The organism is Cyanobium sp. Morenito 9A2, assembly GCF_024345575.1.
In the GTDB taxonomy this organism is placed as follows: domain Bacteria; phylum Cyanobacteriota; class Cyanobacteriia; order PCC-6307; family Cyanobiaceae; genus ATX-6F1.
Map to the genome: position 1 here is coordinate 78,158 of NZ_JAGQBJ010000009.1, position 14,158 is coordinate 92,315.

The 14,158-nt window shown below is 68.6% G+C and carries 14 protein-coding genes; 6 read left to right on the forward strand and 8 right to left on the reverse strand.

Features of this window, described 5'->3' with window-relative positions; translation table 11 throughout:
* Positions 1-2: 2 nt before the first annotated feature.
* From KBY88_RS11550 to KBY88_RS11575, 6 genes are all read right to left on the reverse strand, one after another.
* Positions 3-2,870 (reverse strand): valine--tRNA ligase, encoded by a 2,868-nt coding sequence (locus tag KBY88_RS11550; RefSeq protein ID WP_254940087.1) that lies wholly within the window; start codon positions 2,868-2,870, stop codon positions 3-5.
* A 60-nt stretch (positions 2,871-2,930) separates the two neighbouring features.
* Positions 2,931-3,632 (reverse strand): Coq4 family protein, encoded by a 702-nt coding sequence (locus KBY88_RS11555; RefSeq protein WP_254940088.1) that lies wholly within the window; start codon positions 3,630-3,632, stop codon positions 2,931-2,933.
* Between the two features lie 516 nt (positions 3,633-4,148).
* Entirely contained in the window at positions 4,149-4,793 is a 645-nt protein-coding gene (locus KBY88_RS11560; protein ID WP_254940089.1) for a 2OG-Fe(II) oxygenase, read from the reverse strand.
* Positions 4,784-5,224 carry a protein phosphatase gene (locus KBY88_RS11565; protein WP_254940090.1) on the reverse strand — a complete coding sequence of 147 codons (441 nt, stop codon included), beginning with the start codon at positions 5,222-5,224 and terminating at the stop codon, positions 4,784-4,786. The genes KBY88_RS11560 and KBY88_RS11565 overlap by 10 nt, the downstream gene beginning before the upstream one ends.
* Before the next feature lie 11 nt (positions 5,225-5,235).
* On the reverse strand, positions 5,236-6,360 hold the full coding sequence (locus KBY88_RS11570; RefSeq protein ID WP_254940091.1) for an inorganic phosphate transporter: 1,125 nt from the start codon (positions 6,358-6,360) through the stop codon (positions 5,236-5,238).
* A 33-nt stretch (positions 6,361-6,393) separates the two neighbouring features.
* Entirely contained in the window at positions 6,394-7,059 is a 666-nt protein-coding gene (locus tag KBY88_RS11575) for a DUF47 domain-containing protein (RefSeq protein ID WP_254940092.1), read from the reverse strand.
* A gap of 116 nt (positions 7,060-7,175) precedes the next feature.
* Here KBY88_RS11575 and KBY88_RS11580 point away from each other — a divergent pair, with 116 nt between their 5' ends.
* From KBY88_RS11580 to KBY88_RS11595, 4 genes are all read left to right on the forward strand, one after another.
* Positions 7,176-7,433 carry a hypothetical protein gene (locus KBY88_RS11580; RefSeq protein WP_254940093.1) on the forward strand — a complete coding sequence of 86 codons (258 nt, stop codon included), beginning with the start codon at positions 7,176-7,178 and terminating at the stop codon, positions 7,431-7,433.
* 10 nt (positions 7,434-7,443) lie between these two features.
* Positions 7,444-8,289, forward strand: a complete 846-nt coding sequence (locus KBY88_RS11585) for a methyltransferase domain-containing protein (protein WP_254940094.1) — start codon at positions 7,444-7,446, stop codon at positions 8,287-8,289.
* Entirely contained in the window at positions 8,286-9,197 is a 912-nt protein-coding gene (locus KBY88_RS11590; RefSeq protein ID WP_254940095.1) for an oxidoreductase, read from the forward strand. Before KBY88_RS11585 ends, KBY88_RS11590 begins: the two co-directional genes overlap by 4 nt.
* A gap of 247 nt (positions 9,198-9,444) precedes the next feature.
* Complete coding sequence (locus KBY88_RS11595; RefSeq protein WP_254940096.1) at positions 9,445-9,681, forward strand: Rossmann-fold NAD(P)-binding domain-containing protein; 237 nt, start codon at positions 9,445-9,447, stop codon at positions 9,679-9,681.
* A 491-nt stretch (positions 9,682-10,172) separates the two neighbouring features.
* On the opposite strand, the gene KBY88_RS11600 is transcribed toward KBY88_RS11595, so the two are convergent.
* Both KBY88_RS11600 and cax read right to left on the reverse strand, forming a co-directional pair.
* The gene (locus KBY88_RS11600) at positions 10,173-11,339 is read right to left on the reverse strand and encodes a pentapeptide repeat-containing protein (RefSeq protein ID WP_254940097.1); all 1,167 of its coding nucleotides are present in this window, start codon (positions 11,337-11,339) and stop codon (positions 10,173-10,175) included.
* A 5-nt stretch (positions 11,340-11,344) separates the two neighbouring features.
* Positions 11,345-12,424 carry a calcium/proton exchanger gene (cax, locus tag KBY88_RS11605; RefSeq protein WP_254940098.1) on the reverse strand — a complete coding sequence of 360 codons (1,080 nt, stop codon included), beginning with the start codon at positions 12,422-12,424 and terminating at the stop codon, positions 11,345-11,347.
* 137 nt (positions 12,425-12,561) lie between these two features.
* Between cax and KBY88_RS11610 the strand changes: the two genes are divergently transcribed.
* Together KBY88_RS11610 and KBY88_RS11615 are read left to right on the forward strand one after the other, a co-directional pair.
* Complete coding sequence (locus KBY88_RS11610; RefSeq protein WP_254940099.1) at positions 12,562-12,723, forward strand: hypothetical protein; 162 nt, start codon at positions 12,562-12,564, stop codon at positions 12,721-12,723.
* 57 nt (positions 12,724-12,780) lie between these two features.
* Positions 12,781-14,136: a saccharopine dehydrogenase C-terminal domain-containing protein gene (locus KBY88_RS11615; protein WP_254940100.1), complete on the forward strand. Its 1,356-nt coding sequence runs from the start codon at positions 12,781-12,783 to the stop codon at positions 14,134-14,136.
* The last annotated feature ends 22 nt before the right edge of the window (positions 14,137-14,158 follow it).

Consider the following 14,158-nt stretch of genomic DNA (forward strand, 5'->3'; position numbering starts at 1 on the left):
GCTCAGCCCAGCCCCTCCAGCCGCCCCCGGGCCAGGGCCGCCTGGGCTTCGGCGTCAGCCAGGTTGGCCTGGCATTCGGCCACCACCTCGGGCGGCGCCTTGCCAGCGAAGTTGGGGTTGGCCAGGCGGCCGGCCAGACCCTTGATCTCCTTCTCGGCCTTGGCGATGTCTTTCTCCAGTCGGCCGCGCAGGGCGTCGAGATCCACCAGGCCCTCGATCGGCAGCAGCACCTGCAGCTCGCCGCTCACCGCCGCCAGGGTGCGGGCGCTGGCGCGTTGGGCTGCGGCCGCCGGATCCAGCACCTGCACCGAGGCGGCGCGGGTGAGGGCGGTGATGTCGCCGCTGCCGGCGCGCAGCACGGTGGCCAGCTCCGGCCGTCCGGTGAGGAACACCACCGGCGCGGCCTGTGCGGGCTTCAGCCCCGCCACGGCGCGCAGGTTGCGCACCACCCGGATCGCCTCGATCAGTTCGGCGAACTGGGCTTCCAGGGCGGCGTCGAGGGCGGCCTTGTTGAGCGCCGGCCAGGCCTGCAGCGCCAGGAAGGTGCCTTCCGGCGCGCCGGTGAGCCCGTGCCAGAGCTCCTCGCTCAGATGCGGCATGAGCGGATGCAGCAACACCAGCAGCTCGTTGAGCACCTTGGCCAGCACCTGACGGGCCACGCGCTGGTCGGCGAGGGCTTCGGCGCTGAACGGCACGCCCTCGACGGCGGGGCGGGGATTGAGCCGCCGCTTGAGCAGCTCGATCGTCCAGTCGCACACCTCGTTCCAGGCGAACTCGTAGAGCCCCTTGGCGGCTTCGCCCAGGGCATAGCTGCCGTAGCGCTCCGCCGTTTCGCCGTTCACCCGGGCCAGGCGCGAGAGGATCCAGCGGTCGGCCAGGGTGAGGTCGGCCGGATCGGGGTCCCCCAAGGTGGCGGGCGTTTCACCGCCCAGGTTCATCAGGGCGAAACGGGTGGCGTTCCAGAGCTTGTTGGCGAAGTTGCGCGCCCCCTCCACCGTGGCCGAGTCACCGCTGGCGCGGTCGTAGTCGAGGCGGATGTCCTGGCCGGCGCCGGCCACCTCGCGCACCAGGGCGAAGCGCAGGGCATCGGCGCCGTAGCGCTCGATCAACGGCAGCGGATCGATGCCGTTGCCGGCGCTCTTGCTCATCTTGCGGTTGTTCTCATCCCGCACCAGGCCGTGGATCATCACGTCGCGGAAGGGGATCCAGCTGGTGCGGCCGCCCACCGGCACGCCGTCGTCCTGCAGGAAGGCGCCGGCCAGCATCGTCATGCGCGCCACCCAGAAAAAGATGATGTCGAAGCCGGTCACCAGCACGCTGGTGGGATACCAGGTGGCCAGATCGGCGGCGTTCGGATCGGGCCAGCCGAGGGTGGAGAAGGGCCAGAGGCCACTGGAGAACCAGGTGTCGAGCACGTCGGGGTCCTGCTCCAGCTGCAGCGCACGGCCCGCCGCCCGGCTGGCGGCGCCGAACTGGGCCTCCGCCTTGGCCTGGGCTTCCTCAGCATCGCGGACCACCACGTAGGGGGTGGCGTCCGTGATCACGCCGCCCGTTTCACTCACCACGAACCAGGCGGGGATGCGGTGGCCCCACCAGAGCTGGCGGCTGATGCACCAGTCGCGGATGTCGGTGAGCCAGTCGCGGTAGACCTTCTCCCAGCGCTGCGGCACGAAACGGGGTTCGCCCTGATCGAGCGCCGCGCGGCAGCGGGCGGCCAGCGGCTCAGCCCGCGCGAACCACTGGGTGGAGAGCAGCGGCTCCACCGGCACCTTGCCCCGGTCGGAGAAGGGCACGCTGTGGCGGTGCGGCTCCACCTTCACCAGGAACCCTTCTGCCTCCATCGCCGCCACCACCGCCGCGCGCGCCTCGAAGCGATCGAGCCCGGCGAAGCGTCCGGCGGCGGCGTTCATCGAGCCGTCCTTGGCCATCACCGTGATCAACGGCAGGCCGTGGCGGGCGCCGATGGCGAAGTCGTTGGGGTCGTGGGCGGGGGTGACTTTCACGCAGCCGGTGCCGAAGGCCGGATCGACGTGCTCATCGGCCACGATTGGGATCTGGCGGCCCACCAGGGGCAGGGTGATCGTGCGGCCCACCAGCGCGGCATAGCGGGGGTCGCCTGGGTGCACGGCCACGCCGGTGTCGCCCAGCAGGGTTTCCGGGCGGGTGGTGGCCACCACCAGATGATCGGTGCCATCGGCGGCGGTGCCATCGCTGAGCGGGTAGCGGAAGTGCCAGAGGTGGCCGTCCGTCTCCTTCATCTCCACCTCCAGATCGCTCACCGCCGATCCCGAGGCCGGGCACCAGTTCACCAGGTATTCGCCGCGGAAGATCAGCCCCTGCTCATGCAGCCGCACGAAGGCTTCCACCACGGCTTTGTTGAGGCCGGGATCGAGCGTGAAGCGCTCGCGCCGCCAATCCACCGAGTAGCCGAGGCGCCGCAGCTGGCCCACGATGGTGCCACCGCTTTCGGCCTTCCAGGCCCAGGCGCGCTCAAGGAAGGCGTCGCGGCCGAGGTCGTCTTTGCTGCCGCCTTCCGCCTTGATCTGCTTCTCCAGAATCGACTGCACGGCGATCGAGGCGTGGTCAGTGCCGGGCAGGCAGAGCACATTTTTGCCCTGGAGGCGCTGGAAGCGCACGACCGTGTCGATCAGGGCCGTCTCGAAGCCGTGGCCCATGTGCAGGCTGCCGGTCACGTTCGGCGGCGGGATCACCACCGAGAACGGCTCGCCGGGGGCGCTGGGGTCGGGGTGGAAAGCGCCAGCGGCCTCCCAGGCGGCCTGCCAGCGGGCTTCGGTGCCGGCCGGGTCGTAGGTCTTGGGCAGGGAGGCCTCGCTCACGGCGGGGATCGGGGCGGCAGCGGCCTCGGCCATGGGGCGGGATCGGTCAGTGGGCCCATGGTCGCAAAAGGAACGGGCGCCCCTGGCCCCGACTCAGCTCAGCAGGGCCAGCTCCTCCTGGAACGGACTCCGGCGCAGCAGATCGCCGAGCCCCAGCCGCTCCCGCCAGATGGCGATCGGCTCCTGCCAGCCCTCCTCCCAGCGCATCGCCAGCAGCCGGTGGTCCAGACGCTCCGCTACGGCCAGGCCGAAGCGGATCCCGTCCCAGATCGCTTTGTGCTCGGTCGGCTCCACCAGGCCGTGGAGGATCCAGGCGCTGAGGATCGCCACCGATCCCGGCTGGTAGAGGGCCGCCGCGTAATAGGTGGAGCCCGCCGCCTCCCCCGCCACGGTCACGGGCAGACCCAGCAGGGTGTGGTGCACGTCATGGGTGGAGCGCAGCCGCAGCTGCAGATAGGCCCCATCGCCCTCGATCGCCCGGATGTCCGGTGCCGGCGTGGGCGCCAGGCCGAGCCGGTCGAAGCGCGACTGATGGACCCGCCCCAGGCTCCCGGGGGGCAGGGCGCGGAACTGCTCCGGCTCGGGCCAGGGGCCCCGGTAGCGCTCCCGGGCCAGCTCCAACAGCGCCGGGTCCTGCAGCAGGAGGCGGCGGCCGCTGTCGCCCAGCGGGGAATGGCTGACCACATCGAGCATGGGAACGGCGTGGACCAGCGCGTGATCGGGATCGCGGGCGGTTTCCAGCACGCCCACCGCAGCCCGCAGGGCCCGGTGGCGCAGGTCGGAATCGATCGGCATGGCGGTGACGTTGGAGGAAGCGAGGGGTGACCGTGACGGTTCCCAGGGACGGCCGCGGCCCGGCCACCAAGGTCGCGTCTCACCAAGCCTGACCCCATGGCCGAGAGCGGGGTGACACGGCTGAAAATCGGCGCCGGGCCGGCCTGATCGAGTCTGCCGCCGTTGGGGCGATCCAGGCGTGGGAGCAGGCCAAGCCGAAGCCCCCAGCGGCTGCGGGTGCCGGTGCCGGTGCTGGGGGGATCCTCCTGACGGACCAGCGTTACACCAGACAGAAGGCCCACTGGCCCATGGGGCTGCTGCTATGGGTCCTGGGCGCCGGCCTGGCTCAGGGTCGGAGAGGACCCCAAGGCCGTGGTGGTGCCAGAGGCAGGTGCTGCTCTGGCTCGGCGGGGGTGGGCGAGACGCGATCGGACCCATGGGCGATGGGGGAACGGCCTTCTGTCCGGGCAGATCATGGACGTTGGCACCCCGTCGCTGAGGCTCTCGCCGGGGAGCAACCGGGAGTTCAGGGCCGACTCATGGCGGGGCCGTCAGGCGCTTGAGGTAGTCCGCCTGGGTGCCGGCGTTGATCCAGCCGGTGGCGATCGTCTTCGTGTGGTTGTGGCTGATCCGACCCCGGTGGAGGTGGGACAACCCGGCCGGAAAGATCAGGAGCTTGCCGCGCACGGCCTCCTCGTGGTGCCCCTGCCAGTGGAACTCGGTTCCCCCCTCGCTCACATCATTGCAATACAGGATCCAGGCCAGAACGCGCCGGATCGGCTCGGTGCCCTCCTCGCTCGTGGTCCAGTCGCAGTGCCAGCGATAAAAACCCTCGCCGGGGGCGTAGCGCTGCAGGTTGAAAATCGGGTTGACAAACATCGCCTGCTCCGGGCAACACTGCCGCAACAGCGGGCGCTCCTCCAGGTAGCGCCCCAGGCCGGCATGGACCCCGCGGAGGATCACAGCGGCGAGGGCGAAGGCCTCTGGATCGGAGCGGTCGATCGCCACCAGGGAGATGTCGGTGGAGACCTTGGCGGGGCCTGACTCACCGGCCTGGCCAGCCGATTCGCCCCCGAAGGCCACACCCCGGCGCTGCAGATCGCTGCGGCGCTCGAAGAAGGCCATCGCCCCATCGGCGAGGGCCTCGAAGCCGGCGTTGCGGTAGGAGGCGATCAGGCGCATCGCTCCCCCCAGGGCACAGCCACCAGCCCCTCCAACACCTGCCACTGCTCGCGCCCAGCCACACGCTCGCCCAGACCCACCCGTTCCAGGGCCACCGCCACGCGCGGGAGCTCCGGGGCGGCAGCGCCCACCAGGGGCAGTGCCAACACCTGGGCCTCGGCCGGATCGGCCAGGAGTTTGAGCTCCAGATCCCCCAGCTCCCGCTCGAAGAACACCCGCCGCAGACGGCCCGTGAGCCTGGGCCCCAGGGCGGCCGCGAACTGCTCCAGGGCCTCCCGCTCGCCGGAGCAGCCGCAGTTGAGCGCCAGCCAGATCATCAACTTGGCCCAGCTCTCCAGTGTCCAGAGGGGCTCAAAGCTCTCGCGGTGCTGACGCACCAGTTCGCCAATGGCGAAATCGAACAAGGTGGCCTGCAGGGCGGTCGGATTCACGGGGGTGGGCGTCACAGAGCGGCGGTCAGGGAAGGGGCGAGCAGGGCAGGGGCCTCGGAGGGCAAGGCGGCCACCGGCAGGAACACCTGCTGTCCGAACACGTTCTGCACCACGAACAACAGCACGAAACCCATCACCGCCGCGATCAGGGGCGTGGTGACCCAGCCCGAAGCGATCCCCCCCAGCACGCCCCACCTGATCTGGCGCACACCCTTGAGCCCCTGCAGCAGACCGATGCCGAGCACCGAGCCGATCACGGCCTGGGATCCGGACACCGGCAGCAGCGGAATCGTGGGCAGTCCCCAGCCCGCCAGCAGGCTTTCCAGCGCCGTGGAGGAAAAGATGAACAGCACCAGCGAATGGGACACCACCACCACGAAGGCAGCGAGGGGCGAGAGGGTCAACAGCCCATCACCCACGGTCATCATCACCTTGCGGGAATAGGTGTACACACCGACGGCCACGGCGATGGCGCCAATCAGGAAGAGTTGCTCCACCGACGAGACCGAGAGCGACCCCAGAGTGAGGTCGCGGAAGGGCGAGGCCGCCACGAAGAAGCCCATCACATTGCCGATGCCATTGGCGCCGATCGCATAGGAGCCGAAGATGCCGGCCAGAATCAGGCCGCTGCGGGTGTTGCGGTCAAGCGAGAGCAGGTGGGGACGGGTGAGCCGGATCCACTCCACCAGGAACTTGTAGAGCAGCATCGCGAAGATCGCCCCAAGGATCGGCGAGATGATCCAGGTGGAGAGGATGCGGCGCAGGGTGCCCAGGTCGGTGGGCGAGCCGCTGAACAGGTTCCAGCCGATGATCGAGCCCACCACCGCCTGGCTGGTGGAGGCCGGCAGGCCCAGCTTGCTCATCCAGGCCACCGTGAGCGCGGCGGCCAGGGCGGCGGTGAATGCTCCGGGCAGGGTGTTGATCGCCCCCAGCTGGCCCAGGCCCTCGGCGGCGCCGGCGCCGCTGGTGACCGCCCCGATGATCACGAACACGCTGCACAGAAAGGCGGCGGTGGAGAAGCGGATCATGCGCGTCGCCACGGCGGTGCCGAAGGCATTGGAGGCGTCGTTCGCTCCCATCGACCAGCCCAGGAACAGGCCGCTGGAGAGAAAGATCAAGGTGACGATCAGATCCATGGCTCAGGCGGCCCTCCCCCCACGACGCGGCGCTCAGAGGGCACGTTTGATCGCGAAGATGGCGAGCTCATCCCCCAGGCGTTCGGCCTTGTCCGCCAGGCCATCGAGCATGTCGGCGGCATTGCGGAGGCGGCACTTGGACTCGTAATCGTGGTCGGTGGCGAAGGCACGGGTCTTGATGCGCAGGGCGATGCGGTCCGACTCCGCTTCGTAAAGGCGCACTTCATTGATGTGATCGCGCACGGCGGCCGGGTCGCGAAAGAAGGTGCGTGAGGCGTTCAGCACCGCCCGCACGGACCCGAGGGCCGCAGCGTTGAGCTCCTCGAAATCAGCCCGGTAGCCCGTGGGAGCGCCCGTGGGCTGCTCGATCATCAGGTTCTGGAAGTCATTGCCCATGTCATCGAGCAACTCGAAGAGATCACCGAGCAGGCGGAACACATCTCCGCGGGCATCGGGTATCAGCATCTCCGAATAAAGCAAGGTGGCGATGCGACGCCTCAGCTCCGCGCATTGCTCCTTGACCTGGAGGATCTGATCGAGCTTCTCCTGGCACACCGGGGACCGACCCTCGCTGGCGAGGTAGGCCTTGACCCCCAGTTCCAGGTACAGGCTCCCCTCAACGATCTTGTCCAGCAACTCCTCGATCAGTCCCTCAAGGAAGCGGGTCTTGCCGAACACCGGAGTTCCGCCCTCAGCCATCGGCAGCAGCCTTCCGGCGCCCAATCCGGCAACTTTAGGGGCGCTGGCGGGTCCCTACCGCTGGCCGGAAGCGACGGCCAGGGTCCAAACTGCACAGGCGTGAACGTGACAGAACGATGGCCCTGGACCTGAACGACCCGGATCTGGAGTTCGCCGATCTGGTCGAGGCCTACCAGAGCTGGGTGATCGCGGTGATCAACGATGAGAAGCTCGGCGGCGACGAAAAGCTCCTGAACGACGACATCGCCGAAGACGCCCTCAATGCCATGCGCTTCCTGCCTGGGGAGGTGACCGCCGCGATCGAGACCACCCTGGCCCGCGTCTACGACGTGGATGCCGACGAGCTCGCGGCCCTGCTCTTCCCGGAAGACTGAGCGGCGGCCCATGGCGGCGGGAGGCACGCCGGCTGATCGGCCGAGCGACACCTACGTGCTGGGCACCGACCCGGCGGAACGGGAGCGCCTGCGGCTCCAGCACGAGCTCTGGCGGCCCGCCGCCCGGGAGGCCTGGGGCCGCGCTGGCCTCGCTCCCGGCCAGCGGGTACTGGATCTCGGCGCTGGACCGGGCTTCTGTGCCCTCGAACTGGCCCGGGCCGTGGGGCCGACGGGACAGGTGCTGGCCCTGGAGCTCAGCTCCGCTTACCTGCTGGACGGCCAGCGGGCGGCGGCGGCAGCGGGCCTCAATCAACTGGAGCTGCGCCGCCACGACCTGAGCAGCGAGATCCTCGCCGAGTCAGGCTTCGATCTGGCCTGGTGCCGCTGGGTGGCGATGTTCCTGCCAGCCGTTAAGCCCCTCGTCGAGACCCTGGCGGCGGCGCTGCGGCCCGGCGGCCAGGTGGTGCTGCACGAGTACATCCACTGGGACAGCTTTGGGCTCCATCCCCACGGGCCAGCCCTTGGCCGTTTCGGGGCCGCCTGCCAGGCCAGCTTCCGCGCCAGCGGCGCTGACCCGGACGTGAACCGGCGCCTGCCGGCGCTGCTGGCGGCGCGGGGCTTTCGGATCGATGAGCTGCGCCCCCTGCTGCTGCTGGGACAACCGGGAGATCCGGTGGCGGCCTGGATCGAGCGCTTCGTGGCCACCTACGGACCCGAACTGGTGCGCCAGGGCCACTGGAGCGCGGCCGAGGCCGAGGCCGGCGCCGCCGAAATCACCGCGGCCCACCAGACCCCCGGCGCCTTCTGGGTGGCGCCCACGGTGATGGAGCTGCGGGCGACAAGATTGCAGCCATGAACTGGACCACCGACGACCTCGGCGACCTCAGTGGCCGCCTGGCCCTGATCACGGGCGCGAACAGCGGCCTGGGGCTGGAGTCAGCCCGGGCCCTCTCGGAACACGGTGCCACGGTGGTGCTGGCCTGCCGCTCCCGCCGCCGCGCCGAGGAGAGCCGTGACGCCCTGCTGCCCAAGGCCAAGGGCGGCCTTGAGGTACTGGAACTGGATCTGGCCGATCTGACCAGCGTGGCGGCGGCGGCCCAGCGGTTGGCGGACACCTGGGGCCGCCTCGACCTGCTGCTCAACAATGCCGGCGTGATGGCCCTGCCCCGCAGCCTCACCCGTGACGGCCTCGAGCGCCAGTTCGGCATCAACCACCTGGGCCACTTCGCCCTCACTCTGCAGCTGCTGCCCCTGATGGAGGGGCGGCCCGGGGCCCGGGTGGTGACCGTCACCTCCGGCGCCCACCTGTTCGGCCGCATCGCCTTCGACGACCTGCAGGGGGAGCGCCGCTACAACCGCTGGAGCGCCTACGCCCAGAGCAAACTGGCCAATGTGATGTTCGCCCTTGAGCTGCAACAGCGCCTGGAGGCTGCCGGCAGCGGCGTGTCCTCCCTGGCGGCCCACCCGGGGATGGCGCGCACCAACCTGCAGCCCAGTTCGATCAGCGCCAACGGCTCCTGGATCGAGCCGATCGCCTACCGGCTGATGGCTCCGCTGTTCCAAAGCGCCTCTATGGGGGCCCTCCCCCAGCTCCATGCCGCCGTCGCCGCCAGCGCCAGGGGCGGAGAGCTCTACGGCCCGGATCAATGGGGTGGGGCGCGCGGTTATCCCGCCAGGGGCCGCTTCGCACCGGCCGCCCACGATGACGGCGCCCGACGCCGGCTCTGGGCGGTGAGCGAGGAGCTCACCGGCGTGGGCGCCTGAGCACGAGCCGGGGCCTTCCGTCTGTGTTCTCGATCAAGGCGACGCTCGGAGAACATTTAATCTATGTTCAAGTTTCTACTGAACAGACGCGGGCTCAACACGTTCCGTGGTCGTTAAGCGATTCCTTTTCTGAAGCTTACAAGGCAAGGCAACTCTTGCCACAGAACGTTCACGAGGAAAGGATCGCCCCCATGGCCAAGGATGGAAGGAGTCAAGGGATGAGCCAACGAGGGATACCCCTTGGTCGATGACTCTCCTGGCAACGAAGTCGCTGCAAACAACGTTGTTGTTGAACTCACAGCGTCAGGCACTCCTGCAATCGCTGGAGAAAGCACACGCGCCCTCTTCAAGCGATGGAGCTGCCATGTTCGATGCGGCAATGAGCCGACTCGGCAAAGCGGGGCTTTTGGGGAACAATGCCGAGGCCAACGTTGATACGCCAATCCAGTTCAAAGCGGAAGAGGATTTCGATCGGATTCCTTAAATCAATGTTAAAGGTGTTTGCCTAGACTGAAAGAAGGGACAACGCGGCTTCAAAGGAATGGGCGGATCATCAATTTCTCTTCTTCAATGAATCGTCTGACATTTTCAGCCCATGGAGCATCCTCAGCGACCAAAGCTGTCGTGGAGCAATGAACTCGTGGCTTCGCCAAAGAAGTCGGAGCGCGGGCCATCACCATGAACTCCATTCACCGGAGTCCATCCATGCCGATCCGTTTTTAAGGGTGAAACCAAGAACACAATCCAGCGTCTGACCTCCATGGCTGTATTGGAAACGGTTTGGTTAACCGGAGAACATCTTTTGGGCTGTTCTTTTTCTGGGTGGTGCGTCTGCGGGATAGGCAATGAAACACACTCAAGCTGTGAATGGAGGTTGTGCCAGGTTGACGCCGTAGGGCAACCCGGTTGAAGCGGACAGGCCAAGCGGATCGCTCCTGAAGCCGCGGCTGTCGACATCCGGCCCGGCGGAACGCCCTATCGCTCCAACTTGCTGGGGATGGCTTTGACGCTGCCTGCCAGGCTCTGGCGCGAGCGGCTGCCGCCCCAGGAAGCCAGATAGAGACGCGTCTCGCTCTCCAGTTGCCGCAGGTCGGAGAGGTTGGCGTTCTCCACCACCGCGCCGGTACCGACTCCTGACTCGAAATCCTGCGGGCTGCGGGGATCCACCGGCGTGGCCGCCTCAGCTGTGCCATAGAAGAAACGGGTGCGCTCCAGTCGGACCCCATCAAGATCGGCGCCGCTGAGGTTGGCCCCCGCCAGGTTGGCATCCGACAGATCGGCGCCCCGCAGGTTGGCCCCCCCCAGGTCGGCGCCGTTGAAATCCACCCCGCGCAGGTCCACGCCCGAAAGATCCACCCCCCGCAGCATCTGGTGCAGGCAGATCACGGGCACCCCATCGAGTCGGTCCACCTCGTAGTTGCCCTCGCCATCGAGAATCGCCCGGCCCAGGCGCTGGTCCCGGCGCAGGGGCGTGAGCAGGCGGGCGTGGGCGAGGAAGCGCAGGATCTTGGCCTTGCCCTCGCCGTCGATGCTGCCGAACACCGCCGCCATGCGTCCCTCGGCGAGCATGCGTTCCAGCGGCCAGTCCTCCAGCAGCCCGTCCTCGTCACTGATCAGCTCAGAGATGCCCTGCATGAAGCTGTCGATGGTCTGGGCCTGGGTGATGCGGTTCTGCTGGGTGGTGAGCCGCTGGTCGACCACGAACTGACGCCAGGCGATCGTCAGGGCCACGAAGGCCACCAGGATCTGGCCGAAGGCTCCGATCACCCCCTCCCCCACCGCCCCGATCGCGTTCCAATCGCCGCTGCGGTAGATGGCCGCCAGCGGTTCCCACCAGCCCAGGGCCACGCTGATCGCCACGGCCCCCAGCACCAGACCCAGCAGCGCCAGGGTCTGAACCGTGGCGGGCTCCTCAAGCCGCGAGCGCAGCACCACCCACAGGGGCGGCAGCAGTTGCAGCAGCGAGAGCACCAGGGTCACCAGACCCACCAGCAGCGCCAGCCAGCTCCAGCCCAGGGCCAGGGCCGCCAGGGTGGCGGTGGCCGCCAGCAGCAGCTGCAGGGCCGGCAACTCCTGGAGCCGGGCCAGAGCCGCCCGGCTGCGGAACGGCAGCACCGGTCGATCGTCGGGGGTGGCGGCCATGGCGCTCAGGCCGCCTGGAAGTAGAAGCCGGCCGCCAGGATCAGGTAGGCCGCCAGCAGCAGCGCCCCCTCCAGCCAGTCGGAGCGGCCATCCACGCTCACCAGGTTGCTGACCAGCACCGCTGTGATCACCGTCACGAGTTCGAAGACATCAAAGCTCAGATCGAGGGGATGGCCCAGCAACGGCCCGACGAGCACCAGCACCGGCACCACCAGCAGGGCCACGAGCAGGGTGGAGCCCAGGGACACCGACACCGAGAGATCCATCTTGTTCTTGCGCGCCATGGTCACGGCGGTGAGATATTCCGCCGTGCCCCCGAGCAGCGGCAGCAGCACCACGCCGGTGAACAGAGCGGTGAGCCCCAGGCCCTCGGTCACGGACTCGACCACACCAACGAAAAGTTCCGATTCGTAGGCCAGCACCGCGGTGGCCGCCAGCAGCACCCCCAGCCAGGGCAGCAGCGGCGGCTTGTGGGCGCTGGAGCCCTCCTCCTGGGCCTCCAGATCGGCGGCGGCCACCTCGTAGAGGCTGCGGTGGGTGCCCAGGGAGAACAGCAGGGTGAGGCCGTAGACCGCCAGCAGCACCCAGGCCACGAAGGTGGAAAAGCCCTGGGTGCTCTCCGCCGTATGGCCGCCCGAGAGCACCGAGAGGCTGGGGATCAGGATCGCCAGCACCGCCAGGGTCATGGCCGAGCCGTTGACCCGTGCCACCACCGGCTGGAACGTCTGTTCCTTGCGGCCGATGCCCCCCACCAGCATCGAGAGCCCCAGGGCGAGCAACAGGTTGGCCATCACCGTGCCGGTGATGCTCGCCTTGACGATCTCCACCAGGCCGGCCTTGAGCGCCACCAGGGCGATGATCAGCTCTGTGGCGTTGCCGAACACCGCGTTGAGCAGGGCGCCGATCGAGGGCCCCAGGGTGATCGAAAGCTCCTCGGTGGCGGTGCTCAACCAGATCGCCAGCGGAATGATCGCGATCGCCGAGGTCACGAACACGGCGCCGTCGCCCCAGTGCAGGGCCTCGGCGGCGATGGACACCGGCACCATCGCCAACAGACCGATGGAGGCCGTACGGCGCAAGGACATGACCCGGCAGCGAATGGCCCGCATTCTGCTGGCCCCGGGGCCCGTGCTCCAGGCGACGGCACGGGGGCCAAGGTCGGCACATCGCCCCCCGCTGAACCCGGCAGCCTTTGGGCATGGCCTGGAGCCCGCTCCAATCGATGCACCCAGAAACGCTGGCGGCGCTGAAGCAACTGGCGGGGGCCCTGCAGCGGCATCCCGAAGATGTGGCCGAACTGGCCATGGCCAGCGACCTGCCGGATCAACTGGGCCGGCTGATCGAGGATTACTTCGACCCCGACGCCCACGACTACGAGGAGTGAGGAGCACGGGCCTGCCTACGTTGACGGCAGCGCTTCCGCCCCCTGGGCACCCCTTCCATGACCCCAGAGCCCAGCGATTCCAGCGGCCCCTGCCCGGATACCACGGTGGTGTTCTTCGGGCTCGGGGCCGTGGGTTCGGCGATGCTGATCTGCCTGGCGGAGCTGGCCGAGCGCGACGGGGTGCCCCTGCACTTCGTGGTGGTGGTGCTCAATCCCGATCTCGCCAGGGATGCCCTGTTCCATGCCGAACGGCTGTTCGATCGCATCGACTTCGTCGGCGTCGATGATTTCGCACCCCTCTGGAGTGGCGCGGGGGAGCGGGCCGAGTCACTGGCGGGGGCCACGCTGCTGGTGAACGCGGCCCTGCCGGAGTTCAACCAGCCCTTGATCGCGCTGGGCCTGCGTCTCGGCGCCCACACGGTGGATCTGGCCTCGGACATGTACGACGCCGAGACCGAGCGGACGCTCACCTTTGCCCAGTACGGCTTCGATGGGGCCCTGCGCCAACGGGGCACGGCGGCGCTGATCAACCTGGGGATTTCACCGGGGGTGACCAACTTCCTGATCGGCCAGCGGCTGCACGAGCTGCGCTCGGCCCGGCGGCGGGAGCTGGAGATCGAAAGCGTCGATCTGTTCCTGCTCGAAGACATCGACTCCGACGAGGTGGTGTTCTCCTGGTCGCCGGTGGTGGCCCTCGAGGAGCTGGCCCAGCAACCACGGCTGCTGCGCAAGGGCCGGCTGCAGGTGCTCGAACCCTTCAGCGCCGCCCGCGATTACACCTTCGCCTACGAGGCCAGGCCGACCCGCCAGTACCCCCTCTACCAGGAGGAACTGCTGTCGCTGCACCGCTCCTTCCCGGAGATCGAATCGATCGGGGTCTATACGGGCGGCTCGGAGGTGGAGCTGGTGAAGGCCCTGTTCCAGCTCAACCTGCTCTCCAAGCGCACCCTGCCCCAGCAGGGGGAGCTGACGATCGAGACGATGGTGCGGGCGATCCTGCCGGGGATGAACAAGCCCCGGCGCATCGAGGAGTACCTGCGCAACGGCGTGATCCGTCGCACCCACTTCGCCGCCGCCGCCGAGATCCGCGTCACTGAGAACGTACGCAACGACCGCCAGACGGCGATCGAAACCGTGGGGCTCAGCTACCGCCGCTACCGCGAACTGCTGGGCACCCCCTATGCCGGCGCCACCTACATCTCCTACCCCACCGCCGTGGGGGCGGCGATCCTCACCTGGCATGCCCTGGCCCTGATCCGCAGCGACCCCGGCGTGCTGGTGGGGGTGATCACCGGCGAAGACCTGGCCCGGCTGCTGCCCCGCCCCCTGGCCGATGCGGTCCGCCGCGATCTGGTCGCCTGGGACATCGACCTGTTCGAAAGCGTGCGCGACGCCACGGCGCCGGATCACTGAGCGCCTGCGGCGCCGGATCATG